24 protein-coding genes and 1 tRNA gene are annotated in these 25,723 nt (G+C 56.2%); 19 read left to right on the top strand and 6 right to left on the bottom strand.

Going from position 1 to position 25,723, the window contains the following annotated elements; all coding sequences use genetic code 11:
- Window positions 1–12 precede the first annotated feature (12 nt).
- The 6 genes from tssF (at window position 13) to ACR42C_RS16110 (ending at window position 5,715) form a co-directional block, all read left to right on the top strand.
- Complete coding sequence (gene tssF, locus ACR42C_RS16135) at window positions 13–1,767, top strand: type VI secretion system baseplate subunit TssF (protein ID WP_479984327.1); 1,755 nt, start codon at window positions 13–15, stop codon at window positions 1,765–1,767.
- Entirely contained in the window at window positions 1,731–2,816 is a 1,086-nt protein-coding gene (gene tssG, locus ACR42C_RS16130; RefSeq protein WP_479984326.1) for a type VI secretion system baseplate subunit TssG, read from the top strand. Before tssF ends, tssG begins: the two co-directional genes overlap by 37 nt.
- Complete coding sequence (gene tssJ / locus ACR42C_RS16125; protein WP_163330955.1) at window positions 2,794–3,339, top strand: type VI secretion system lipoprotein TssJ; 546 nt, start codon at window positions 2,794–2,796, stop codon at window positions 3,337–3,339. The genes tssG and tssJ overlap by 23 nt, the downstream gene beginning before the upstream one ends.
- Entirely contained in the window at window positions 3,339–3,794 is a 456-nt protein-coding gene (tssE, locus tag ACR42C_RS16120; protein WP_479984325.1) for a type VI secretion system baseplate subunit TssE, read from the top strand. The genes tssJ and tssE overlap by 1 nt, the downstream gene beginning before the upstream one ends.
- A 14-nt stretch (window positions 3,795–3,808) precedes the next feature.
- The gene (locus tag ACR42C_RS16115) at window positions 3,809–4,279 is read left to right on the top strand and encodes a hypothetical protein (RefSeq protein ID WP_479984324.1); all 471 of its coding nucleotides are present in this window, start codon (window positions 3,809–3,811) and stop codon (window positions 4,277–4,279) included.
- Between the two features lie 104 nt (window positions 4,280–4,383).
- Window positions 4,384–5,715: a VasL domain-containing protein gene (locus ACR42C_RS16110; protein ID WP_479984323.1), complete on the top strand. Its 1,332-nt coding sequence runs from the start codon at window positions 4,384–4,386 to the stop codon at window positions 5,713–5,715.
- Window positions 5,716–5,765: 50 nt separating this feature from the next.
- Here the strand turns inward: ACR42C_RS16110 and ACR42C_RS16105 are convergent.
- Window positions 5,766–5,837 (bottom strand) — tRNA-Arg (locus ACR42C_RS16105).
- A gap of 75 nt (window positions 5,838–5,912) precedes the next feature.
- Window positions 5,913–6,842, bottom strand: a complete 930-nt coding sequence (locus ACR42C_RS16100; protein ID WP_479984322.1) for a formate/nitrite transporter family protein — start codon at window positions 6,840–6,842, stop codon at window positions 5,913–5,915.
- A gap of 315 nt (window positions 6,843–7,157) precedes the next feature.
- On the opposite strand from ACR42C_RS16100, the gene mlaA reads away from it, so the two are divergent.
- The gene (gene mlaA / locus ACR42C_RS16095) at window positions 7,158–7,910 is read left to right on the top strand and encodes a phospholipid-binding lipoprotein MlaA (protein WP_061097503.1); all 753 of its coding nucleotides are present in this window, start codon (window positions 7,158–7,160) and stop codon (window positions 7,908–7,910) included.
- 35 nt (window positions 7,911–7,945) lie between these two features.
- On the opposite strand, the gene ACR42C_RS16090 is transcribed toward mlaA, so the two are convergent.
- Window positions 7,946–9,274, bottom strand: coding sequence for an IS4 family transposase (locus tag ACR42C_RS16090; protein WP_479984321.1), 1,329 nt, complete (start codon window positions 9,272–9,274; stop codon window positions 7,946–7,948).
- A gap of 117 nt (window positions 9,275–9,391) precedes the next feature.
- Entirely contained in the window at window positions 9,392–10,672 is a 1,281-nt protein-coding gene (gene fadL, locus ACR42C_RS16085) for a long-chain fatty acid transporter FadL (protein ID WP_116338498.1), read from the bottom strand.
- A 372-nt stretch (window positions 10,673–11,044) separates the two neighbouring features.
- Between fadL and ACR42C_RS16080 the strand changes: the two genes are divergently transcribed.
- The 4 genes from ACR42C_RS16080 to sixA all read left to right on the top strand — a co-directional run bounded on the left by ACR42C_RS16080 (window position 11,045) and on the right by sixA (window position 15,707).
- Complete coding sequence (locus ACR42C_RS16080) at window positions 11,045–11,329, top strand: YfcZ/YiiS family protein (protein ID WP_023294142.1); 285 nt, start codon at window positions 11,045–11,047, stop codon at window positions 11,327–11,329.
- A 225-nt stretch (window positions 11,330–11,554) separates the two neighbouring features.
- Window positions 11,555–12,865: an acetyl-CoA C-acyltransferase FadI gene (fadI, locus tag ACR42C_RS16075; protein WP_479984320.1), complete on the top strand. Its 1,311-nt coding sequence runs from the start codon at window positions 11,555–11,557 to the stop codon at window positions 12,863–12,865.
- On the top strand, window positions 12,865–15,012 hold the full coding sequence (gene fadJ / locus ACR42C_RS16070; protein WP_479984319.1) for a fatty acid oxidation complex subunit alpha FadJ: 2,148 nt from the start codon (window positions 12,865–12,867) through the stop codon (window positions 15,010–15,012). The genes fadI and fadJ overlap by 1 nt, the downstream gene beginning before the upstream one ends.
- 209 nt (window positions 15,013–15,221) lie before the next feature.
- Complete coding sequence (gene sixA, locus ACR42C_RS16065; protein ID WP_003861375.1) at window positions 15,222–15,707, top strand: phosphohistidine phosphatase SixA; 486 nt, start codon at window positions 15,222–15,224, stop codon at window positions 15,705–15,707.
- A gap of 46 nt (window positions 15,708–15,753) precedes the next feature.
- Here sixA and smrB read toward each other — a convergent pair whose 3' ends face one another.
- Window positions 15,754–16,305, bottom strand: coding sequence for an endonuclease SmrB (gene smrB / locus ACR42C_RS16060; RefSeq protein WP_479984318.1), 552 nt, complete (start codon window positions 16,303–16,305; stop codon window positions 15,754–15,756).
- A gap of 145 nt (window positions 16,306–16,450) precedes the next feature.
- On the opposite strand from smrB, the gene prmB reads away from it, so the two are divergent.
- The 6 genes from prmB to ACR42C_RS16030 are packed head-to-tail and all read left to right on the top strand — an operon-like array spanning window position 16,451 to window position 20,999.
- Window positions 16,451–17,383, top strand: coding sequence for a 50S ribosomal protein L3 N(5)-glutamine methyltransferase (prmB, locus tag ACR42C_RS16055; RefSeq protein ID WP_039023972.1), 933 nt, complete (start codon window positions 16,451–16,453; stop codon window positions 17,381–17,383).
- Window positions 17,384–17,443: 60 nt separating this feature from the next.
- Window positions 17,444–18,529, top strand: a complete 1,086-nt coding sequence (aroC, locus tag ACR42C_RS16050; protein ID WP_116338504.1) for a chorismate synthase — start codon at window positions 17,444–17,446, stop codon at window positions 18,527–18,529.
- 2 nt (window positions 18,530–18,531) lie between these two features.
- The gene (mepA, locus tag ACR42C_RS16045) at window positions 18,532–19,356 is read left to right on the top strand and encodes a penicillin-insensitive murein endopeptidase (RefSeq protein WP_166711890.1); all 825 of its coding nucleotides are present in this window, start codon (window positions 18,532–18,534) and stop codon (window positions 19,354–19,356) included.
- The gene (locus ACR42C_RS16040; RefSeq protein ID WP_008502609.1) at window positions 19,356–20,165 is read left to right on the top strand and encodes a sulfite exporter TauE/SafE family protein; all 810 of its coding nucleotides are present in this window, start codon (window positions 19,356–19,358) and stop codon (window positions 20,163–20,165) included. Before mepA ends, ACR42C_RS16040 begins: the two co-directional genes overlap by 1 nt.
- On the top strand, window positions 20,165–20,710 hold the full coding sequence (locus ACR42C_RS16035; protein WP_192983222.1) for an elongation factor P hydroxylase: 546 nt from the start codon (window positions 20,165–20,167) through the stop codon (window positions 20,708–20,710). The genes ACR42C_RS16040 and ACR42C_RS16035 overlap by 1 nt, the downstream gene beginning before the upstream one ends.
- A gap of 13 nt (window positions 20,711–20,723) precedes the next feature.
- On the top strand, window positions 20,724–20,999 hold the full coding sequence (locus ACR42C_RS16030; protein ID WP_028013966.1) for a YfcL family protein: 276 nt from the start codon (window positions 20,724–20,726) through the stop codon (window positions 20,997–20,999).
- Between the two features lie 64 nt (window positions 21,000–21,063).
- On the opposite strand, the gene mnmC is transcribed toward ACR42C_RS16030, so the two are convergent.
- Window positions 21,064–23,061 (bottom strand): bifunctional tRNA (5-methylaminomethyl-2-thiouridine)(34)-methyltransferase MnmC2/FAD-dependent 5-carboxymethylaminomethyl-2-thiouridine(34) oxidoreductase MnmC1, encoded by a 1,998-nt coding sequence (gene mnmC, locus ACR42C_RS16025; protein ID WP_479984317.1) that lies wholly within the window; start codon window positions 23,059–23,061, stop codon window positions 21,064–21,066.
- A gap of 158 nt (window positions 23,062–23,219) precedes the next feature.
- Between mnmC and fabB the strand changes: the two genes are divergently transcribed.
- Both fabB and ACR42C_RS16015 read left to right on the top strand, forming a co-directional pair.
- A complete protein-coding gene (fabB, locus tag ACR42C_RS16020; RefSeq protein ID WP_014832795.1) occupies window positions 23,220–24,437 on the top strand; it encodes a beta-ketoacyl-ACP synthase I in 1,218 nt (405 codons plus the stop codon).
- Window positions 24,438–24,504: 67 nt separating this feature from the next.
- Window positions 24,505–25,683 carry an MFS transporter gene (locus ACR42C_RS16015; RefSeq protein WP_116338514.1) on the top strand — a complete coding sequence of 393 codons (1,179 nt, stop codon included), beginning with the start codon at window positions 24,505–24,507 and terminating at the stop codon, window positions 25,681–25,683.
- Window positions 25,684–25,723 lie beyond the last annotated feature (40 nt).

Genomic DNA, 25,723 nt, shown 5'->3' with positions numbered 1-25,723 from the left:
ATTCAGGTTTTTATGGACGATTTAACCCTGCGTTATTTTGACGCTGAAATGCGCTACCTGCTTGAAGCCGGCGAAGAATTTGCCCGCGCTCACCCCGAGCAGGCGGCAATGCTCAACCTTGATAAAGCCGGCGCGCGTGACCCGTACGTGGAACGCCTTTTTGAAGGCTTTGCCTTCATGATGGGGCGGCTTCGCGAAAAGCTCGATGACGACCTGCCTGAACTGACAGAAGGGCTGGTCAGCCTGCTGTGGCCGCATTACCTGCGCACCATCCCGTCGATGTCGGTGGTGGAGTTCACACCCGACTGGCGTGAGATGAAAGAGCAGATGCGCATCGTCAAAGGTTTCGAAGTGAACTCGCGGCCGATCGGTGAGAAGGGCACGCGCTGCCGGTACACCACAACTAAAGAGATCACCCTTCTGCCTCTATCGCTGGAGCACGCCCGCCTGTCGACTGACCCGAACGGGCGTTCGGTCATCAGCCTGCGGTTTAACTGCAGCCATCTTGCCGACTGGAGTCGTGTCGATCTCAGCCAGATCCCGCTCTACTTCAACGCTGATGCACCGCTGGCCTGCGCCATGCACGAAGCCTTTACCATGAACACTGCCTGCCTCTGGCTGCGGATACCCGGGGAGGTGGACAGAAGACCGCTCGATGGGTATTTCAGCGCGCTGGGGTTTGGCGATGACGACGACCTTTGGCCGAAGGGCAGCAGCAGCTTTAGCGGCTATCAACTGCTGCTGGAGTACTTTACCTTCCGCGAGAAATTCATGTTCACCGGCCTGCGTGGTCTGGAGAGCGTCGTCTTCCCGGCTGAGCTTCCCTGGTTTGAAATTGACGTGGTGCTGGCGGAACGCTGGGAGAATGATTTCAGCTTCACCGAAAAGCATCTTCGGCTGAACTGCGTGCCCGTGATCAATCTGTTCCCACTCGAATCCGATCCGCTGACGCTAAATTCATTGCAGACTGAATACCTGCTGCGGCCGATGCGCGTGCAGGATGGTCATACCGAGATTTACGCGGTCGATTCGGTGATGTCATCCAGCCAGCATACCTACGTGCCGTTCTCGAGCTTCCGCCATAAAGGTGGAATGATGCGCCATGAAGCGCCGGAATATTATTATCACACCCGCGTTCGGCGCGGTCCGTCCGGGCTACACAATACCTGGCTTATCCTGGGTGGCGAAGCCTTTGACAACCACACCGTCCCGGAAGATGAAAGTCTGTCCCTGACGCTCACCGGCACCAACGGCCAGCTACCGCGACGGGCGCTGCAAAGTACCGTGCTCGATACGGTGATGAAAACCACCTCGGCCAGCATCGTCGTGCGCAACCTGTGCGCGCCAACGCTGCCCTGTTATCCACCGGCACAGGATCGTTTCCACTGGCGCGTGCTGAGCCATCTCGGCAGCGGGTTTCTGTCGATGATGGATAATGCCGACGTGCTGCGAGGTACCCTGGCGTTGTACGAGTGGACGGACAGTGAGATGAATCGCCGTCGCCTGGAAGCCATCATCGACGTGAAACACGGTGAAACCGAACGATTTGAGCAGGGCTACCTGGTCCGCGGCGTCCAGATTGAAGTGACGCTGGACAGCCACGGTTTTGCCGGACGCGGCGACATCTGCCTTTTCGGCGAGATGCTGAGCCGCTTCTTCGCGCTCTACACCGACATCTACCTGTTTAACCGCCTGATTATCATCCTGCAACCGACCGGAGAGCGCCTGGAATGGCAAGAGAAACACAACCGCCGCATTCCCGGCTGACGCCACGGCTGGAGGCCGATCTTCACTGCATTAACTTTTACCGTTTATGTCAGTTGCTGGAGAAGCGTAATCCGGGAAGGCCGCTGATGGGCTCAACCAGTCATCCCGCCGATGACCCTGTACGTTTTGCGCCGCATCCGGGGATGGGGTTTCCGGTCAGCGAACTGAAGTCCGTTGAATATGACGAAGACAATGGCGGTAAGCCTCCGGTTATCCGCACAACCTTTATGGGCATGTACGGCGTCGACTCACCCTTACCGACGGCCTATCTCGATGACATCACCCAGCGCCGGGAAGGGCATGAGGCGCTGCAGGGCTTTCTGGATATTTTCAGCCATCGCATCCTGACGCAGTTTTACCGCATCTGGCGTAAATACTCCTACCCGGCCACGTTTGAGCCCGGCGGAACCGACAGCATTTCACAGTCGTTATTGGGTCTCGTGGGGCTGGGAATACCGGGTACGGCAAATCATATTGCCACGCCAGTGTCGCGTTTTCTGGCACTGCTGGGAGTGCTGCAGCAGCCGGGCAAAACCCAGGAAGGGATGCAGGCACTGGTGAGTCTGCTGGCTCCCGATACATCCGTGCAGGTGAGTCCGTATTGTCTCCGATCTGTAGAGATCGACAGGCCGCTGGGTTTTTACGGTGACGAAGATTTTCTGCTGGATGGTAATACGCCGCTGGGTGACGAAGCGATGGATGCCGGTAGCCAACTGCGGGTTGCTCTCGCAACGGATAATGAACGGGAAGCGCAGGGCTGGAAGCCGGATGGCCAGTTGTATCAGGATTTTCTGGTTATGCTGCGGGTGTATCTGGGCTGGCGGTTCAAGGCCAGAATCACCCTGACCACTTCAGTCCGACTGCTGGCCGTACCACCTCTGGGTGAAAACCCTTTCTGGCTGGGAATGAACGGCGTGCTGGGCGCCGAAGATAATAGCCATCCTGATGATATTCCTGAAACCTTTACGACAGAGCTGGGCTATTACAGCGGGCTGGAGCCCGCGAAACCACAACAAGGAAACCGACGTGTTACGTACAAGTTTAACTAAGACCACGCGCTGGTTGATGCCTCTGATGGCGCTCGCTCTGACAGGTTGCGGCGTGACGCAGAGCGTCACCGACGGTACTAAATCAGCGTTTAATTCTGTGTTCTATAAAAAAATTAAAATCCTGCACCTGGATTTCACTGCGCGTGAGGCGCTGAACACCGACTCTCGCGAAAATAACTCGCTTTCTGAGCCTGTCGTGGTCCGGGTTTACCAGCTCAAAGACCGCAAAATCTTTGATAAGACGGTTTACCAGCAGCTGCTGGAGGTCGATGCCAGCATTCTGAAAGACGACATGCTGGCCAGTCGTAATGTCGTGGTGAAACCGGGCGGTGATGCAAGCCTTGATATGCCGATGGAAGAAGAGGCGCAGTTTGTCGCGGTAGTGGGGCTGTTCCGCCATCCGGACATGACCAACGACACCTGGAAGCTGGTTATCAAGCGCAGCGATCTGGATCCGGATAAACCGCGCATTCTGGAAGCCGGCGAGAACCATCTGACGCTGCAACCGCTTAAGGATGACTGATGCCCCAGGGACATAACACGCCTTCGCTGTATGAGATGCTGACCGGAAATTTTACCGGCGGCCTCGATCTGCATCAGGTCACTGAAGAAAATCAGGTCATCCTCTCGGTGCTGGATAACATGCAGCGCGTTCTTAACTGTCGCGCCGGCACGCTGGCGCATCTGCCCGACTACGGGTTGCCTGATATGACGAAAATCCTGCAGGGTATGCCGGGAACGGCTCATGAACTCATGAGCACCCTCTCGGCTGTCCTGCTTAAATATGAACCCCGACTGAAAAAAATAGACGTTGTTCTGCTGGAGCAGAACGTACCCGGCGAACTGCGCTATGCCATTGACGCTGAACTCAAAGGGATTGGGCTGGTGCGCTACGGCACCGAGTTTATGCCCGAAGGGCGGGTTCTGTTGCGGCATCTCAGGCAACAGCAGTATCTCGACACGTCAACCCGTATATAAGGTCAGAAAACACCATGTCATTAAAATCACGGTTCCTGAAGGAGCTGCACTCCCGGCAACCCGCTCCGGTTTCTCCTGGCAGTAAGAGTCAGATTGATATTGCAGAGTTTCGCCTGCGAATGGAGCAACTTCAGACGCAGATGGATGAGTGGCTGACAGGTACCGGACTGAACGTGGAGCCGCTGACGGCATCCGTTCCTGACCTGCTGGTGGAGGGAGGGGCTTTCGAGATTACCGGTATCGTTCTGCGTTATGACAGTCGGGCGGTAAAGTTTATGCCGATTTTTCTGTATGGACAGGGCGTGGCTGGCTGTGTCGAAATAACATTCTGTTCCGGGGAAAAGGTTATTTCTCAAGGTCGCCTGTTCATGCGGGTGGGGAGTGTGAGTGACTGGACCTTTACTTTCCCTGATACGCCATCCCGGTCAGGACAATTATTCGATGAAGGTGTTTTTTTTGGCCTGATTTTAGCGCTGTTGTCATAGCGATAACATTCATTCCTTTTATTCGTCATTGCATTTTTAATCGCAAAATAGCCTTACACCTCAACTGACGAAATTAACCAATACGGATATGCAGGCTCTCCAGGATGACCACACATATAACGTTAAAAACCGGCGGCGACCCGCGTACGCTGCCAGATTACGCCGCCCTCCGCGATGAAATCAGCAAGCTGACGCATCCTGCTCGCCCGGATGTGAACTGGCAATATGTCGAAAAACTCTGCCTCTCTTTGTTTGAACAGAACGGCGTGGAGTTGCAGACTGCGGCCTGGTACACCCTTGCCCGTACTCACCTGTCTGGATTAGCTGGCCTGAACGAAGGGCTGGCAATTCTGGAGGCCCTGATTAGCCACCAGTGGGACTTTTTCTGGCCGAAAGCACTACACGCGCGTCTGGAAATCCTTAATGGTCTGAGCCAGCGCCTGCAGCAGCGCATGCGTATGCTTCCATTCAACAACAGCCATCTTAGTGAGCTTTATAGTGCTGAAGCGTTGCTTATCAGCCTGAGCGCAGTGCTCCAGCGCCTTGAGCTCAAACACCTTAGCCAGTTCGATACGTTACGAACGTTGATACGTTCAAGTGCTGAACGGCTGGAAAGCAGTAATGACGCATCAGATTTGAATGCGATGATAATGCCCGGTCGCGAATTCCCTCAGGAGAGGGCAGAACCGATTGACGAAGTGAAATGGGTCTACGTTGTGCAGCAGGAAAATCAGCCGGATAAAGAGGAGCGTCCGACAGCGCACGGGTCTGTCAGAGCATGGAAACCCTTTGTCGCCGGGATGTGTTCTATGTTGGTGGTTAGCCTCGCCGTGGCGTGGGGTGGGGGCTTTCTGTCGAGACCCGATCCATTAACGGCTCAGGTCGTCGCTTCTCTCGCACCATTACCTGAAGCGCTAACGCCTGTTCAGCAAGAGGCATTAACGCAGCGAGGCACTTTACCGTCCACGTTTATCTCAGATACGCAGCAGCAGCTTGCAAGACTGGATAAACTGCCTCCTGACTGGAGTATTTCCTATAGCCTTCAACTGTTAGAGCAGCTCCAGGCATTGCGGCCTGAAGAGGCTAAGGCGCTGATAATACAGTGGCAAAAAAAGTTTAACGCGACGGCGTTGCCTGTGGACGCACTGAACAGCTGGCATCAGGGGATGATGACGCTTCAGCAACTGAGTCATCGGCTGAGTAGTCTGGATGAGCAAAAGGGAAAATATATAACCGTAAGTGAGCTTAAATCCGTGGTTTTTTCGACTATGCAGTCATTTAACCATGCGATACCCGCTGAAGAGCAGCTCAGGCGCCTGTCGCAGTATCCTGCGGGAAATGCGCTCCCTGAAGCTGAAAAGACCCAGCTTGAGCTGCATCTAAAGCAACTGGCTGCGCGTTATGCTCAAATAAAGCAGGATGCTTCTGCTCAATGAGCTTTTGCAGCGAACGGGCTAATTTGGGTGAAAACAGAGGAAGATAGAAGTGTCCCCTGCAGGAATCGAACCTGCAACTAGCCCTTAGGAGGGGCTCGTTATATCCATTTAACTAAGGGGACGAGGCGGCACGAGTATAGCGTTATTTACACTTTGCGTTAAGCGCATCGCCGCCTGACTGCTCAAAGAGTCACCATTCAGGTTGATTTTTTTGCCGCTTTATCCTTATTTGCCTGCGCCTTAAGCTCGGCTTTGCGTTTATTCGACATATCGTTACGGATTTGGGCATGGCTTAGCAGCGCAAAGATAAACGTTCCGCCGCAGATATTGCCTGCCAGCGTCGGAATGGCGAACGGCCAGAAAAAATCGCTCCAGTGAAGCGTGCCGTTAAAGACCAGGTAGAGTATTTCAACGGTACCGACCACGATATGCGTGGTATCCGCCAGCGCAATCAGCCAGGTCATCAGTATGATCACCACAATTTTAGCGCTGCCGGCTGAAGGAAACATCCATACCATCGTGGCGATAATCCACCCGGAGATGATGGCATTAGAGAACATTTCGACCGGCGTGTTTTTCATGACATCCATACCGATCTTCACAAACGCGTCCCGGGTGGGTTCATCAAAAATCGGCATATATTCGAACGCCCAGGCCGCAATACCCGTACCGATGATATTTCCCAGCAGAACCACGCTCCAGAGCCGCATCAGTAAACCAAAATTACCGAGGGTAGGGTTTTGCATCACCGGCAGAACGGCGGTTACGGTGTTCTCAGTAAATAATTGCTGGCGGGCCATGATGACGATAATAAAGCCGAAGGTATAGCCGAGGTTCTCCAGTAAAAATCCGCCGGGTACGCCCTCCAGCTGCACATGAAATATCCCTTTCGCGAGCAGCGAGGCGCCCATTGACAGTCCTGCAGCGATGGCTGACCAGAACAGGGCCATCGCGTCACGCTCCATCTCCTTTTCGCCATCCTGGCGGATATGCTCGTGGATGGCCATCGCGCGGGAAGGGAGGCGATCTTCATCAATTTCTATCTTCTCACCGCGCGCTTTCTCCTCGCTTTCAATTTCATGTTCCTCATTACTCTCGCCAATTTTTTCTTCGCCCACGTCTTTCATATCTGCTCCCGGAGGTTGATCTTTCTTTTAAGCGTAGCGGCTTTTGTCGGGATGCCTGTGGGGATGCTCTTAAATTGGCGGGAATGACAACAAAGGTGATACATCTCGTTCAAAGACATTATAAAATTGCCAGCGAAACGAATTCCAAAAGTCAGGCTATGCTGAGATCAGAGTCACGGTGATTACTGCCCGTAATTGAACTCATAGACATCGGTAAACGTGCTGTTACAATCACTTGCACGTTTTCAGACGGAGCGCCAGATGCTCCGTTACGGATGGCAATCAACGATAGCCATACTGAACAGGGAGATATTTATGAAACTTCGGCTGTCGGCGCTTGCGCTGGGCGCGACGATGCTCGTGGGCTGCGCCAGCTCCGGGGAGCAAACGGGACGCTCCGATCCTCTCGAAGGATTTAACCGTTCTATGTATAGCTTCAACTACAACGTGCTGGACCCGTATGTGGTTCGCCCGGTGGCAGTAGCATGGCGCGATTACGTTCCACAGCCCGCGCGTAACGGGTTAAGCAATTTTACCAGTAACCTGGAAGAGCCTGCGGTGATGGTCAACTATTTCCTGCAGGGCGATCCGTATCAGGGGATGGTGCACTTTACGCGCTTCTTCCTGAACTCCCTGCTGGGGATGGGCGGTTTTATCGATGTCGCAGGTATGGCAAACCCGAAACTGCAGCGTGAACAGCCGCACCGTTTCGGCAGTACGCTGGGGCATTATGGCGTCGGTTACGGCCCTTACGTTCATCTGCCGTTCTATGGCAGCTTCACCGTGCGTGATGATGGCGGCGATATGGTCGATACGCTGTATCCGGTCCTGTCGTGGCTGACCTGGCCGCTGTCGATTGGTAAATGGACGGTGGAGGGGATTGAAACCCGCGCGCAACTGCTCGATTCAGACGGCCTGCTGCGCCAGTCTTCCGATCCGTACATTATGGTGCGTGAAGCGTACTTCCAGAATCATGACTTTATCGCCAACGGCGGCAAGCTGAAGCCGGAAGATAATCCAAACGCGAAGGCTATTGAAAACGAACTCAAAGATATTGATTCGGAATAAATAAAAAAGGTGAGCAACGCTCTAATGCCAGTCAGTTAAGCAACTGACTGGCTTTTTTTCGGGGCTGTGGGGTATCTCCAGGGCCTTTCCTTTACCACCCTCGGGAAGGCCCTTTCCCTTCTTGTCGGCAACTTTACCAGTTGCGCCATGCTTTCAAGATCACGCATCAGCTCCGGGATACGCCCTGGTGAAGCGCCCTGCAGCGTCATCAGCATTCTCATGACCATGCCGCATGATTCTGAGAAGCTCAGCTGATTCGGCCAGTATCCTTTCAGATGGCCCGCCATTTTAATCATCTGATATCGCACCAGATTATACGCCAGTAACACGCCCCATAACTCCTGCTCCACAAGCTCCGGCTTTTTACTTCTCAGCGTCAGCCTGCTCAGTTGCATCGTTTGTTTTATCTCCCTGTACCCCAGCTCTATTTCCCAGCGATGGCTGTACAGGTCTGCCATTTCTCCTCCGGGATAGCGCATGGCGTCCGTCATCGACGTCAGCAGATGGCTGACTTTTCCTTTGCGTGTTACGGTCAGCAGGCGGGCTGTCATCTCATCTCCCAGACCCGGCCATTTTTTTCGTGCCTGTGGGCTGGTTTTCAGCTTCACCAGATAGTCGCCTTTACCCAGCTTTCTGACCTCTTCATACTGTGCTCCCTTTCTGAGAGGGAGCATCCAGTGACGGTGTTCTCCCGCCTGGCTCCACGCATTCAGCAACCCCAGCGAGTAATAGCCTTTATCCATTAACGTCAGGGTGTTATCGCCGGTCTGCGCTATCAGTTGCTCCGCGAGCTCATTTTCACTGTTTTTCATCGTGCCGAAGGCCGCTGCCGTCAGCAGATGGCTGGTCAGCTCCATCTGGCAGACCATTTTTACCTGCGGATAGAGTGCCGGGTTTCCGCCATGCGTCTGGCGGGGAAAGGCGCTGTCGTTTTCCGGCGTGTCCGGTGTTCGCCAGAACACACCATCGATGGCCAGCAGGGTCAGGCCGCACCAGTGCGGATGCGGCGTGGCGTTATGCCAGAGCTGCGCTGTTTGCGTGAACACGCGGCGGACGGCTTCGCTTCCCAGCCGCTGACGGGCCTGGATCACGGCGCTGGGGGCAACGAACGGACGATTGCCGGGTAACATGATATCCAGCCGGTTAACTATCTGATGAAGCGGCTCCTTGCGCTCAAGGGCCATACCGACAATGCACCAGACCATCATTTCCAGAGGAAGGCGCCGTTTGCGTAACGTGACGGTGCCGGATTCTTCAAGGCAGCGGGAAATCAGTTCCGGGTCAAGACAGTCGCCCAGAGAAGTCAGAGGGTTACGCAAAGAATCGTAACGGGATACCAGATCAAGAGCCTGTCCAATGTGCATAAAAAAATCCGGAAACGGGTAAACATTTCCGGATTCTTACACAGCCACTGGATCGGTCAACCGATCCTTAACTGATCGGCATTAGAGCAACGCTCACCTTTTTTGATCCCTGCGCGATTAGAACGCGTAGTTGAAGTTAGTACCGAACAGCCAGGCTTTACCTTCAGAGGTAAATTCGTACGGACCTTCCTTGAAGGTCACTTTCTGACCATGCATATAAGACACGCCCGCATCGACAGAAGCATTTTCGTTGAACGCGTAGGTTGCGCCAGCACTCACCCAGAAGCGGTCCTGATCCGGAATGGAGATGGAGCGCTTATCAGCCGGTACCGGGCTATCATCGAATGCGATACCGGTACGGAACGTCCAGTTGTCATCCATATAATAGGTTGTACCCAACGCAATACGATAGGCGTCGTGGAAACTCTCGTCCTTATAGAACAGCGTTTGACCGTTGGTGCCGGTCGCTTTCAGCTCCTGGAACTGGCTCCAGCTGGTATAGGCCAGGCTATAGTGAATAGCCCACTGCGGCGCAACGCGGTTGTAACCGGAGACTTCCCACATTTCTGGCAGATGCAGTGACAGTGAACCAGGGACAGTTTGACCGGAAGTCCCCCACGGGATGGTGGTACCCGCGCCAGGAACCAGGCTGTTGACTGGCGCCAGGATGCCGCTCTTGTAATCGCCGTCGAAGTCAATTTTCACTTCGGAACGATAGGTCAGGCCCCAACGGTTGTTTTTGTCCAGCTCGTACAGAATACCGGCGTTCCAGCCATAGCCCCACTCATCGCCTTTCAGGCTGGCAATTTTGTTGCTGTTTTTCGGCAGGCGAGCCGTCTGTTCTCCGGAGTAACGCTCAATTTTTGCATCGGCGTAGACGGCATCAAAGCCCAGACCGAAGCTCCAGCTGTCGTTCAGACGATAAGCACCGCTCAGGTTCAGGTTCAGCGTTGTCAGGTCTGTTTTACCGCCGTATTCGCCTGCCGGGTAGTTGTTGTTGAACTCGGTAGCAAGGCCATAGTTAGACGTGACGGATGCGCCCCAGCCAAATTGTTCATTGATTGGTGCAACGAAGTGCAGGTTAGGGACCCACGCCGTTGGCGCAATGTTATCTGCTTTCAGGCTCGCACCAGAAGGTGACGTGCCGGAAATGTTGACATCAGGATCGATATACACCGCACCAGCAGAGAAGGTCGGGCGATCGAACATCATGATTAATGCAGGGTTACGGCTTGCGTTACCAGCATCATCAGCGATTGCACCTTCCCCTGAATACGCACGGCCAAGGCCAGAGGAAGAAAATTCGTTTAGCTGAAAGCCCGCTGACCAGGCGGAAGTAGAGACGATTGCCACTGCGACTGCCAGCGCAGTCTTGTTGAACAGGGTTTTCTGGCTCATGACCATAACCTCATTGAGTTATTTTTATTCAATAATTGTTACATACCGTAACAGGAGCGCGAAGTGTAGGGTCTGAGGTATGACAGACAAATCAGACCAGTGGCCAGAGTATAGGTCCGACCAGCCGGAATGTTGCAAGTTTGTTTATTAATATTTTCAAACATGTTTCTTGAAACGAGATCTGGTTGGCAAAATTGTGACCATCGCGGCTCACCCAAAAGGGTGGTTTTTGTTTTAGATCATTTTTTAGTGTGATATCGGTCACTTATCCGATTTTGCGCCATTAACGGCTGGAGAGAGCCAGCGCTGGGGCGTAAAATATCAGCATCGTGTTTATCTCGCGCGCTGCGCGAATACAGAGGAAATTGAGCTATGAGTAAATGCAGTGCTGATGAAACCCCGGTTTGCTGCTGTATGGATGTTGGCACCATCATGGACAACTCCGATTGCACCGCGTCTTACAGCCGTGTGTTCACCAACCGCGCCGAAGCCGAAGAAACGCTGGCCGCGCTAAGCAAGCGCGCGCGTGATGTGGAGTCCGATCCGTGTGAAATCAAATCTACCTTCACTGAAGTGGAAGGCGGCGTGAAGCTGGATATCGACTTTGTGTTTGCCTGCGAAGCTGAAACGCTGATTTTCCAGTTAGGCCTGCGTTAATTCCTGCGGTTTGGTGCACTCTCCCACGGGAGAGGGAGCAAACACTAAAAACGGTAACCTGTGGGTTACCGTTTTGCTTTTTCCCTGGGGCATTTTCTTTTTCTTCTCTGTGTTTTAGCTCGCATTTTTATGCTTCCCTGATTGGCTGAATGTAAAAAAATGGTTAAGACTGTTATCAGGTCAGACCACTTTATGTTCATGTAAAATTTTTCACAGGGGAAGGTTATGAGTCAGGCATTACCGCTAATCACCCGACAGGGTGACCGCATTGCCATTGTCAGCGGACTGCGTACGCCCTTTGCGCGTCAGGCGACGGCGTTTCACGGTATTCCTGCTGTCGATCTGGGGAAAATGGTAGTGGGGGAGATGCTGGCTCGCAGCGAAATCCCGCCTGAGGTCATCGAACAGCTGGTCTTCGGCCAGGTCGTACAGATGCCTGAAGCCCCCAACATTGCGCGGGAAATTGTTCTCGGTACCGGCATGAATGTTCACACCGACGCCTACAGCGTCAGCCGCGCGTGCGCGACCAGCTTCCAGGCGGTAGCAAACGTGGCGGAAAGCCTGATGGCGGGCACTATTCGCGCCGGGATCGCAGGTGGCGCCGATTCTTCCTCCGTACTGCCGATTGGCGTCAGTAAAAAACTGGCCCGCATTCTGGTGGATGCCAATAAAGCCCGCACCACCGGTGCGAAGCTCAAACTCTTCTCGCGTTTACGCCTGCGCGACCTTATGCCCGTGCCACCTGCCGTAGCGGAGTACTCCACCGGCCTGCGAATGGGCGATACCGCCGAGCAGATGGCCAAAACCTACGGTATCACCCGCGAGCAGCAGGATGCCCTGGCGCATCGCTCGCATCAGCTGGCAGCGAAAGCCTGGTTGGAGGGCAAGCTCACCGATGAGGTGATGACCGCCTATATTCCGCCCTACCGTGAACCGCTCGCGGAAGATAACAATATTCGCGGCACCTCGACGCTGGCGGATTACGCCAAACTGCGCCCGGCATTTGACCGCAAGCACGGCACCGTGACGGCGGCCAACAGTACGCCGCTCACCGATGGGGCTGCCGCCGTTATCCTGATGACGGAATCCCGCGCGAAGGAGCTTGGCATTACCCCCCTGGGCTATTTGCGCAGCTATGCCTTCACCGCCATTGATGTCTGGCAGGACATGCTGCTGGGTCCGGCCTGGTCCACGCCGCTGGCGCTGGATCGCGCGGGGCTGACGCTGACAGATTTAACCCTGATTGATATGCACGAAGCCTTTGCCGCGCAAACTCTGGCAAACGTCCAGCTGCTGGCAAGCGAGCGTTTCGCGCGCGACGTGCTGGGCCGCGCCCATGCCACTGGCGAAGTGGATCAGAGCAAATTCAACGTATTGGGGGGCTCGATTGCCTACGGCCATCCGTTCGCAGCCACGGGCGCACGTATGATCACCCAAACATTACACGAGCTACGACGCCGCGGCGGCGGGTTTGGCCTCGTTACCGCCTGCGCGGCGGGCGGACTTGGCGCAGCAATGGTTCTGGAGGCTGAATAATGGATATGACATCTGCATTTAACCTGACGGTTCGCCTCGATAACGTGGCTGTTATCACTATTGATGTGCCTGATGAAAAGATGAATACCCTGAAGGCCGAATTTGGTGTTCAGGTGCGCGGGATGTTAAAGCAGATCCGCGACAGCAAAGCCGTCCGTGGCCTGGTCTTTATCTCTGCCAAGCCGGATAACTTTATTGCCGGCGCCGATATCAACATGATCGCCCGAGCGAAAAGCGCCCAGGAAGCAGAAGACCTGGCGCGTCAGGGCCAGCAGGTGATGGCCGAGATCCACGCGCTGCCGATCCCGGTTATTGCCGCGATCCACGGCGCCTGTCTGGGCGGTGGGCTGGAGCTGGCATTGGCCTGCCACAGCCGCATTTGTACTGACGATCCGAAAACCGTTTTAGGGTTGCCAGAAGTGCAGTTAGGCCTCTTACCGGGCTCCGGCGGCACGCAGCGTTTGCCTCGCCTGGTGGGGGTCAGCACCGCCCTGGAGATGATTTTAACCGGCAAGCAGCTGCGCGCACGTCAGGCGCTGAAATCCGGTCTGGTCGATGACGTGGTGCCGCACTCCATTTTACTGGAGGCCGCCGTTGAGCTTGCGCTGAAAGGGCGGCAGGCAAAGCGTCCTCTCTCCGTACGCGAGCGCGTGCTGGCAGGGCCACTGGGGCGTGCGCTCCTGTTCAACATGGTGGGCAAAAAGACTGAACAAAAAACCAAAGGCAACTATCCGGCGGCAAAGCGGATCCTGGAAGTGATCGAAACCGGGCTGTCGCAGGGAAGCAGCAGCGGCTATGCCGCTGAAGCCAAAGCCTTTGGCGAGCTGGCGATGACGCCACAGTCACAGGCATTGCGCAGTATCTTCTTCGCCAGCACCGAGGTGAAAAAAGATCCCGGCAGCGAGGCAGAGCCTGCTCCGCTCCGTGCTATTGGCGTGCTGGGCGGTGGGCTGATGGGCGGCGGCATCGCGTTTGTTACCGCCAGCAAAGGCAAATTGCCCGTGCGCATCAAAGACATCAATGCGAAGGGCATCAACCATGCGCTGCAGTACAGCTGGCAGAACCTTGATCAGAAGGTCAAACGCCGCCATATCAAGGCAAGCGAGCGTGATAAAACCCTGGCGACGATCTCCGGCACGACAGATTACAGCGGTTTTGCGCACCGGGACCTGGTAATTGAAGCCGTATTTGAAGACCTGGCACTTAAGCAGCAGATGGTGGCTGACGTTGAGCAACACTGCGCGCCGCACACCATTTTCGCCTCAAACACCTCGTCTTTACCGATTGGCGATATCGCGGCGAAAGCTGCTCGGCCGGAACAGGTGATTGGGCTGCACTTTTTCAGTCCTGTAGAAAAAATGCCTCTGGTGGAGGTGATCCCGCACGCCACGACCAGCCCGCGAACCATCGCCACCGTGGTGAAGCTGGCGAAAAAGCAGGGCAAAACCCCGATTGTGGTCGCGGACAAGGCCGGCTTCTACGTCAACCGTATTCTGGCACCGTATATTAACGAAGCGATGCGGCTGCTGACGGAAGGGGAGAAAATCGAGCACGTCGACGAGGCGCTGGTAAAGTTTGGTTTCCCTGTTGGCCCAATCCAACTTTTGGATGAGGTGGGAATAGACACCGGCACTAAAATTATACCTGTGCTGGAAGCCGCATACGGCGATCGTTTTACCCCGCCTGCAAACATTGTTTCTGCAATTTTGAAGGACGATCGCAAAGGCAGAAAAAATGAACGCGGTTTCTATCTTTACGGCGCGAAAGGGCGTAAAAGCAAGAAACAGGTCGACCCTTCGGTTTATGGGCTTATTTCGGCCGCCGGTCAGGGAAAACTGTCTGCCGTTCAGTGCGCTGAACGTTGCGTCATGATGATGCTCAATGAAGCGGCGCGCTGCTTTGGTGAACAGGTGATCAAGAGCGCGCGCGATGGCGACATCGGCGCGGTATTTGGTATTGGTTTCCCGCCGTTCCTTGGCGGCCCGTTCCGTTACATGGATACTCTCGGCGCGGGTGAAGTGGTTGCCATTCTGCAACGTCTGGCCTCGCAATACGGTCCGCGGTTTACACCGTGTGACGAATTATTGCAGATGGCGGAGCGCGGCCAGACATTCTGGCCTGCAAGGGAAACTGATTTCGTAAACTGAAGTCAAAGAAGGGTAAATCCTGAGGTGAATGAACCTGTTCTGGCGATTTTGTAAACAGAGATTGACTATACTTACGCCATTGAGGTAAAAAACAGCGTTTCATTCACCGAATGGATCAGGCACAATGCCCGGCCATCGGGTTTTCTACCTCAGAGCATTAATCGCGGGTAGTTAACGCCGGTGATTCTGGTTAACAAAAGCGGTGCAATATGCAAGTTTTTATCATGCGTCACGGCGACGCGGCACTCGATGCCGCCAGTGACTCAGTACGTCCTTTAACCGTCTGTGGCTGCGACGAATCCCGTCAGATGGCTACATGGCTTAAAGGTCAAAAAGTGGACATTGAACGCGTTCTGGTGAGTCCGTTCCTGCGGGCAGAACAGACGCTGGACGTGGTGGGGGAGTGTATGAACCTGCCATCCAGTGTGGATGTTTTACCCGAACTGACGCCATGCGGTGATGTCGGCCTTGTCAGCGCTTATCTTCAGGCGCTGTGCAACGAAGGTGTCGCTTCCGCACTGGTCATTTCCCACCTGCCGCTGGTCGGCTATCTGGTATCTGAGCTGTGCCCGGGCGAAACGCCGCCAATGTTCACCACTTCCGCCATTGCCAACGTCACCCTCGACGAAACCGGCAAAGGGGTCTTCAACTGGCAAATGAGTCCGTGCAACCTGAAGATGGCAAAAGCGATCTGACGTGACGTGTGACAGGGCGGGGTACTACGTGTTTCCCGCCCTTCTGTCAGGGTAACTCTGGCGGCTGCCACTCCTCAACTTCAATCAAGACCAGCAATGCGGCATTTCCGCCGTACTCTTTCGGTGCCTGATGAAACGCCATCACGTGTGGGTGCTGAGCCAGCCACAGCGGCGTCTGTTGCTTCAGAATATGTTTACCGTGGCCGTGCATCACGCAAGCGCAAAAAACGTGTTCGCGGCGACAGGCGGCAATCAACGCGCCCAACTCCTGTTTCGCCTGCATCTGCGTTAAACCGTGCAGATCGAGAAACAGCTCCGGCGAATAATCTCCCCGGCGTAACTTTTTCAGCTCAAAATGGCTGACGTCTTCGCGCACGTACTTCACAGCCCCTTGCGTATTGAGCAGCGGCTGAAATTCATCTGAAAAAAAGTGGCTGTTATCCGCCTGCTCCTGCAGCAGCCGTTTGACCGGTACTTCGCTGATTTTTTTACGCTGCGGGCGGTGGACAATCGTGTCCTGCGCGATTTTACGCGTCCCGGTCATCAGCTGGCGGAAGAGAGCCTGATCCTCCTCGCTGAGCGATGTTTTCTTTTTCATTCGTCATTCTCATCTCGTATTTCCGATAGTGTACCCGACTAAACGCATTTTTTAACCTCAAGCGGTACGCGTCATTGCTGATTTATCGCCGTCTTCATGGCAAACTAGCCGCCGAAAATTATGCGAGCATGCCCTGGAGGAAAGAGTGGATAAAATATTTGTCGATGAAGCAGTAAACGAGCTGCATACCATACAGGACATGTTGCGCTGGTCGGTTAGCCGCTTCAGCGCCGCTAATATCTGGTACGGTCACGGTACCGACAACCCGTGGGACGAGGCCGTTCAGCTGGTGCTGCCGTCTCTTTACCTGCCGCTGGACATTCCGGAAGACATGCGCACCGCGCGCCTGACCTCCAGCGAAAAACACCGCATCGTTGAGCGCGTGATCCGCCGCGTAAACGAGCGCATTCCGGTCGCCTACCTGACCAACAAAGCCTGGTTCTGCGGCCACGAGTTTTACGTCGATGAACGCGTGCTGGTACCGCGTTCGCCGATTGGTGAGCTGATCAACAACCACTTTGACGGCCTGATCGGCCATCAGCCTCAGCACATTCTCGATATGTGCACCGGCAGCGGCTGTATCGCGATTGCCTGCGCCTACGCCTTCCCGGAAGCTGAAGTGGATGCCGTCGATATCTCCACCGACGCGCTGGCCGTGACCGAACACAACATCGAAGAGCACGGCCTGATCCATCACGTCACGCCAATCCGCTCTGACCTGTTCCGCGACCTGCCGACCCTGCAGTACGATCTGATCGTCACTAACCCGCCTTACGTCGATGCGGAAGACATGTCCGATCTGCCGAACGAATATCGTCACGAGCCGGAGCTGGGTCTGGCGTCAGGCTCTGACGGCCTGAAGCTGACCCGCCGTATTCTGGCCTGCGCGCCGGATTACCTGACCGATGACGGCGTTCTGATTTGTGAAGTGGGCAACAGCATGGTACATCTGATAGAGCAGTACCCGGATGTGCCGTTCACCTGGCTTGAGTTCGACAACGGCGGTGACGGCGTCTTTATGCTGACCAAAGCGCAGCTGCTCGACGCGCGCGAACACTTCAGCATTTATAAAGATTAATCCCGCGGGCTTCGGCCCGTTTCACAACGCTCAAACACAAACAACAACATCGGAGCCGTGATGGCAGGAAACAGTATTGGACAGTTATTCCGCGTGACCACCTTTGGCGAGTCGCACGGGCTGGCGCTGGGCTGTATCGTTGATGGCGTACCGCCAGGCATCGAACTGACCGAAGCCGATTTACAGCACGACCTTGACCGCCGTCGTCCGGGCACCTCTCGCTACACCACGCAGCGTCGCGAGCCGGACCAGGTCAAAATTCTCTCTGGCGTCTTTGAAGGCCGCACCACCGGGACCAGCATCGGTCTGCTGATTGAAAACACCGATCAGCGTTCTCAGGACTACGGCGCGATTAAAGACGTCTTCCGTCCGGGCCACGCCGACTACACCTACGAACAAAAGTACGGCTTCCGCGACTATCGCGGTGGCGGACGCTCTTCCGCGCGTGAAACCGCGATGCGCGTGGCGGCAGGGGCGATTGCCAAAAAATACCTGCAGCAGAAATTTGGCATCGTTATCCGCGGCTGTCTGACCCAGATGGGCGACATTCCACTGGCGATCAAAGACTGGGATCAGGTCGAGCAGAATCCGTTCTTCTGCGCCGATGCAGACAAGCTTGAAGCGCTGGACGAACTGATGCGCGGCCTTAAAAAAGAGGGGGACTCCATCGGTGCGAAAGTCACCGTGGTGGCTGACGGCGTTCCGGCGGGCTGGGGCGAGCCGGTATTTGACCGTCTCGACGCTGACATCGCCCACGCGCTGATGAGCATCAACGCGGTGAAGGGCGTTGAGATTGGCGACGGCTTCGACGTGGTGGCGCTTCGCGGCAGCCAGAACCGCGACGAAATCACGAAGGCGGGCTTCCAGAGCAACCATGCGGGCGGCATTCTCGGCGGGATCAGCAGCGGGCAGCAGATTATTGCCAACATCGCGCTGAAGCCGACCTCCAGCATCACCGTGCCGGGCCACACGATTAACCGCTCAGGCGAAGAAGTTGAGATGATCACCAAAGGACGTCACGATCCGTGCGTGGGGATCCGCGCGGTGCCGATCGCGGAAGCGATGCTGGCGATCGTGCTGATGGATCACTTCCTGCGCCAGCGCGCGCAAAATGCGGACGTGACGACCACCATTCCACGCTGGTAAACATGAAAAAAACCGCAATTGCTCTGCTGGCGCTGCTCGCCAGTGGAGCCAGTCTGGCCGCCACGCCGTGGCAAAAAATCACCCATCCGGTGGCGGGAAGCGCGCAGTCCATCGGCGCCTTCTCTAACGGCTGTATCGTGGGCGCGCAGGAGCTGCCGCTGCAATCGGATACGTATCAGGTGATGCGTACCGATCAGCGTCGTTACTTCGGCCACCCTGACCTGGTGCTGTTCATTCAGCGACTGGGGAACCAGGTGCATAACCTGGGGCTGGGGACGATGCTGATTGGCGACATGGGGATGCCTGCCGGTGGCCGTTTTAACGGTGGGCACGCCAGCCACCAGACCGGACTGGATGTCGATATCTTCCTGCAGCTGCCGAAAACGCGCTGGACGTCTGCGCAACTGCTGAAACCGCAGGCGCTGGATCTGGTGTCGGGCGACGGCAAACGGGTCGTTGCTTCCCGATGGTCACCGGAGATTTCCAGCATGATCAAGCTGGCGGCAGAAGATAACGACGTTACACGGATTTTCGTCAACCCTGCCATCAAGCAGCAGCTCTGTCTGGATGCCGGAACCGATCGCGACTGGCTGCGCAAAGTGCGCCCGTGGTTCCAGCATCGTGCGCATATGCACGTTCGTCTGCGCTGCCCGGCGAACAGCCTGGAATGTGAAGATCAGCCCTTACCTCCGCCAGGCGATGGCTGTGGTGCGGAACTGCAAAGCTGGTTTGAGCCAGCAAAACCTGGAACCTCTAAGCCTGAGAAGAAGACACCGCCTCCGTTGCCGCCTTCCTGCCAGGCGCTACTGGATGAGCATGTACTTTAATGGATAATTTCGTCGATCTGTTTATGGTGTCACCGCTGCTGCTGGTGGTGCTGTTCTTCGTGGCCATGCTGGCCGGTTTTATCGATGCGCTCGCGGGCGGCGGCGGGCTGTTAACCGTGCCCGCGCTGCTGGCGGCAGGCATGAGCCCGGCACAGGCGCTTGCCACCAACAAGCTTCAGGCCTGCGGCGGCTCGCTCTCCGCGTCGCTCTATTTTATCCGCCGTAAGGTAGTGAGCCTGGCCGATCAGAAGCTCAATATCCTGATGACCTTTATCGGCTCCACGTCGGGCGCGCTGCTGGTGCAGCACGTGCAGTCCGATATTTTGCGCCAGATCCTGCCGGTTCTGGTTATCTGCATTGGCCTGTATTTCTTACTGATGCCGAAGCTCGGTGAAGAAGACAGGCAGCGTCGTCTGCACGGCCTGCCGTTTGCGCTGATTGCCGGTGGCTGCGTCGGTTTTTACGACGGTTTCTTTGGCCCGGGTGCCGGTTCATTTTACGCGCTGGCTTTCGTGACGCTGGCCGGGTTTAACCTCGCCAAATCTACCGCTCACGCCAAGGTGCTTAACGCGACCTCAAACGTCGGCGGTCTGCTGCTGTTTATCATCGGCGGCAAGGTTATCTGGGCAACCGGCTTTGTGATGATGGCAGGGCAGTTTTTGGGCGCGCGCGCGGGCTCGCGCCTGGTATTAAGCAAAGGGCAAAAGCTGATCCGCCCGATGATTGTTATCGTTTCGGCAGTGATGAGCGCCAAACTTCTTTATGACAGCCATGGACAGGAGATCCTCACCTGGTTGGGGATGCACTAATGAACAGTACGCATAAATACGAACAGCTGATTGAGATCTTTAACGGCTGTTTTGCTGATGATTTTAATACCCGTCTGATTAAAGGCGACGACGAACCGATCTATCTTCCTGCTGATGCAGAGGTTCCGTATAACCGCATCGTCTTTGCCCACGGCTTTTACGCCAGCGGCTTGCACGAGATTTCGCACTGGTGCATCGCGGGGAAAGCGCGTCGCGAGCTGGTGGACTTCGGTTACTGGTACTGCCCGGACGGGCGCGATGCTGCGACACAGGGCCAGTTTGAAGACGTGGAAGTGAAGCCGCAGGCGCTGGAATGGCTGTTCTGCGTGGCGGCAGGCTTCCCGTTCAACGTGAGCTGTGACAATCTCGAAGGCGACTTCGAGCCAGACCGTATCGTCTTCCAGCGCCGCGTTCACGCGCAGGTGATGGAGTATCTTGAGAAAGGCATCCCGGAGCGTCCGGCACGCCTCATCGAGGCCTTACAGAATTATTACCACACGCCGGTTATCACGGCGGAATGCTTCCCTTGGCCGGAAGATCTTTAACAGAGGAAAGAAGATGATCGCAGAATTTGAATCACGCATTCTGGCGTTAATTGATGACATGGTGGAACACGCCAGTGACGATGAGCTGTTCGCCAGCGGTTATCTGCGTGGTCACCTGACGCTGGCGGTAGCTGAGCTGGAAGCGGGTGACGATCACTCTGCCGACGCCGTTCACGCTGAAGTCACTCGCAGCCTGGAAAAAGCCATTCTCGCCGGGGAGCTCTCTCCGCGCGACCAGTCTCTGGTGCTGGGCATGTGGGACAATTTGTTCCAGCAGGCTAAACGCTAAGCCGCCGCCTGCTCTTCCCTCTCCCCTTGGGGAGAGGGTCAGGGTGAGGGGATTCGACCGCACCCTACTTAACCTTCTTCCCCTTCAGCAGTTTCCGTACCCACAGTCGATTTGGGTTGAGTCCCGCAAGCGTGATTCTGTCCAGCGGAACCGGCTCATCGCTCATTTGCGCGGCTAACACTTCAGCCAGCAGCGGTGCGGAACATAGCCCGCGAGACCCTAATCCACCCAGCATATACAGCTCCGGATAAACCGGCGCGCTTACCGCTTTATCCCGGTTATCAGCAAGATCCTGATAGGCCTCAAGCGTAGCGTCGTAGTCCGGCACGTTTCCCGCCATCGGCAGATGATCGCGTGTGGCACAGCGCACGCCGCAGCGCGCTTCACCCTCGCTGACGTCAACCTCCTTCGCCCACGCTGCATCCGGGAAGCAGTCAATCAGGCGCTGACGGTTTTGCTGCTGATCCTCGTCGCTGTAGTGCATATCCGTTTCGCCACGATGATAGCTGGCGCCGATGCAGTGATGACCATTAGACGGATTTTGCGGCGTCAGATAGCCGTCATAGCACAGTACCTGACGAAGCTTGCTCAGTTCGGGCGCGGTCGGGATATGGCTCACCTGGCCGCCGACCGGATAGACCGGCAACGTCTCCGTCTGGATAAACAGGCTAATGTGGTGCCCGTTTGCCAGCACCACGCTGGCATGCTGTGCCTCTTTGCCATCAGCAAAACGCAGATTCCAGTGTTCTCTTCGGCTAAGCGATTCAACCTTATGAGCATAATGCACCGTCATCCCGCGTGACTGCGCAAGGGTCATTGCCGCCGCGGTCAGTTCAGCCGGGCACAGCCAGCCGCCGAGCGGATATTGAATGCCGCCACAGCCGGTGACCACGCCAGCGGCGTCTCCCACCTCTTGCGCACTGACCGCGCGGGCAATCTCCTCCGGCAGACCCAGCGACAGCATCTGCGCGATTTTTTGCTGGCTCTTCTCATCCCAGCCGAGCTGCGTCACGCCGCACCAGTCATGGTCAAATGCTACCGGCAGCGCGTCGTACAGGCGACGGGCGAAGGTAAAGGCCGCGGGGAAAAACTGGAACAGGGCCGGGTCGTGCGCGCTTAAAAGCGGGTAGAGTGCCCCCTGGCGGTTACCGGACGCGCCGCTGGCGGGCGCTTCGTCAGCACAGTAGAGCGTCACCTGCCAGCCCCGGTGCAGCAGTGCGAGAGAGAGCAGGGCGCTGGCGATCCCTCCGCCAACGATCGCCACTTCGCGCGATGCGCTGGCGCTGCGCGCAAACCAGGGCGCCTGAGCGGGAATGTCCAGCGTCTGGTCCATCCTGCCGACCAGCATGTCGCGCTTGCGGCCAAAGCCTTTGGTCTTCTGCATGGTAAAGCCCGCCTCCTGCAATCCGCGGCGGACAAAACCTGCCGAGGTAAAGGTGGCGAGCGTAGCGCCCGGGCGGGCCAGACGCGCCATCGCGGTAAACAGATGCTGGCTCCACATGTCCGGGTTTTTGGCAGGGGCAAAACCGTCCAGGAACCAGGCGTCCACTTTCTGATTCATCGAATCGTCGAGCTTATCGGTAAGCTCGTTAATGTCGCCCAGCCATAAATCTAGGGTGACGCGTCCACCGTCCAGAATCAGACGATGGCACCCACCCACGGCCGGTGGCCATTGCGCCTGAAGCTGTTCTGCCCAGGTTGCCAGCTCCGGCCAGTGCTGATGTGCGAGCTGCAAATCATGCAAAGTGAGCGGGAATTTTTCAAAACTGACGAAATGTAATCTTTGTAGCGTAGCCTCAGGGTGTGCAGCGTGAAACTGATCAAACGCCTGCCAGAGGGTTAAAAAATTCAGCCCGGTGCCGAATCCGCTTTCCGCGACCACAAACAGGCTCCGCGGGTGCACCGGGAAGCGGGTGCTGAGCTGGTTTCCGTCGAGGAAAACATAGCGCGTTTCTTCGAGTCCGTTATCATTAGAAAAATAGACGTCATCAAAATCTCGGGAAACAGGTGTACCCTCAGCGTTAAATTCGAGGTTGGCGGGTTGTATAGCGTTTTGTTTCACGTAAGTTACTCGTCTGACAGGCAGTGGCACGATCTTAACGATGTGAGTCCATCGGTGCAAATTTCCGCAGAAAATGTCTGATCGGACTTGTTCGGCGTACAAGTGTACGCTATTGTGCGACTCGAAACTTTTTATAGTGCGACTTACAGAGGTATTGAATGAAACGTGCAGTGATTACTGGCCTGGGCATTGTTTCCAGCATCGGTAATAACCAGCAGGAAGTCCTGGCATCTCTGCGTGAAGGACGCTCCGGGATCACTTTCTCTGAAGAGTTTAAAGATTCAGGTATGCGTAGCCACGTATGGGGTAACGTCAAACTGGACACCACCGGTTTGATTGACCGTAAAGTGGTTCGTTTCATGAACGATGCCTCTATTTATGCTTATCTCTCCATGCAGGAAGCGATCAAAGATTCTGGCCTGAGTGAAGAGGTTTATCAGAACAACCCGCGCGTGGGCCTGATTGCTGGTTCCGGCGGCTCATCAAAAGCGCAGGTATTCGGTGCTGATGCTATGCGCAGCCCGCGTGGTCTGAAAGCGGTAGGTCCGTATGTGGTGACTAAAGCCATGGGTTCTGCGGTTTCCGCGTGCCTGGCGACCCCGTTCAAAATCCACGGTGTGAACTACTCCATCAGTTCCGCGTGTGCGACTTCCGCGCACTGTATCGGTAATGCTGTTGAGCAGATCCAACTGGGTAAACAGGACATTGTATTTGCCGGCGGCGGCGAAGAGCTGGGCTGGGAAATGGCCTGTGAGTTCGACGCGATGGGCGCACTGTCCACCAAGTACAATGAAACCCCAGACAAAGCCTCCCGTACCTATGACGCGCACCGTGACGGTTTCGTCATCGCGGGCGGCGGCGGTATGGTTGTGGTTGAAGAGCTGGAGCATGCCCTGGCGCGCGGCGCGCACATCTACGCTGAAATCGTGGGCTACGGTGCAACGTCTGACGGCGCCGACATGGTTGCGCCATCCGGCGAAGGCGCGGTGCGCTGCATGAAGATGGCGATGCACGGCGTTGATACCCCAATCGACTACCTGAACTCCCACGGTACCTCTACTCCGGTAGGCGACGTGAAAGAGCTGGGCGCAATCCGTGAAGTGTTCGGCGACAACAGCCCGGCTATCTCTGCAACCAAAGCTATGACCGGTCACTCTCTGGGTGCGGCAGGCGTGCAGGAAGCGATCTACTCTCTGCTGATGCTGGAAAACGGCTTTATCGCTCCAAGCATCAACATCGAAGAGATGGACGAGCAGGCGGCTGGCCTGAACATCGTGACCAAACCAACGGAAGCGACGCTGACCACCGTCATGTCCAACAGCTTCGGTTTCGGCGGCACCAACGCCACGCTGGTTATGCGCAAGCTGAAAGCATAAGCGTTTGAATGTATAATAGAAGGGAGCCGGAAGGCTCCTTTTTTTATGCCTGAACACGGAGTTATGCATGAAGGCTGTTACCCCCGAGAAGGGCACTCCTTCCGGGAACCTTTCTCTTTTCCGTATCGCCTTTGCGGTATTTCTGACCTATATGACCGTTGGCCTGCCGCTGCCGGTGATCCCGCTGTTCGTTCATCAGGAACTCGGCTATGGCAACACCATGGTCGGCATTGCCGTGGGCATTCAGTTTTTAGCCACGGTATTAACCCGCGGCTACGCAGGACGGCTGGCCGATCAGCACGGTGCAAAACGCTCGGCGTTGCAGGGGATGTTCGCTTGCGGGCTGGCGGGCGGCGCGTGGCTGCTGGCCGCTCTCCTGCCGGTCGATGCCGCGTATAAATTTGCGCTGCTGGTGGCGGGGCGCTTAATCCTTGGCTTCGGTGAAAGCCAACTGCTGACCGGCACACTGACCTGGGGCATGGGGCTGGTGGGGCCTGCGCGCTCCGGCAAAGTGATGTCCTGGAACGGGATGGCGATTTATGGCGCACTGGCTGCAGGCGCGCCGCTGGGTTTGCTGATCCACAGCCAGTTTGGTTTTGCGGTACTGGCAGCAACCACCATGGTATTACCGCTGCTGGCGTGGGTTTTTAACGGTTCGGTACGCAAGGTGCCCGCCCATAAAGGCGAACGTCCTTCGCTGTGGAGTGTGGTGGGGCAAATCTGGCAGCCAGGGCTCGGGCTGGCGCTTCAGGGAGTAGGCTTCGCGGTGATTGGTACCTTCGTTTCCCTCTATTTCATGAGCCGCGGCTGGGCGATGGCGGGCTTTACGCTGACTGCCTTTGGCGGCGCGTTTGTCCTGATGCGCGTCCTGTTCGGCTGGATGCCGGATCGCTTTGGCGGCGTGAAGGTGGCGGTGGCGTCGCTGGTGATTGAAACCATTGGGCTGGTGCTGCTCTGGCAGGCGCCGGTCGCCTCCGTTGCGCTGCTTGGTGCCGCGCTCACCGGCTGCGGCTGTTCGCTGATCTTCCCGGCGCTGGGCGTTGAGGTGGTGAAGCGCGTGGCGCCGCAGGTACGCGGTACGGCGCTGGGCGGCTACGCGGCGTTTCAGGATATCTCATACGGCGTAACCGGGCCGCTGGCCGGGCTGTTAGCCACCTCGTTTGGCTACCCGTCCGTCTTCCTGGCCGGCGCGGTTTCTGCGGTGGTGGGGATCGTGGTGACGCTGATGGCGTTTCGCAGAAATTAACTGTTGTCGCCGGGTGGCGGCTGCGCCTTACCCGGCCTAC

Source organism: Enterobacter sp. MG-EB028 (genome assembly GCF_056673305.1).
Note: the sequence above shows the minus strand (reverse complement) of the source record. Positions and strands in the feature narration are given on the sequence as shown.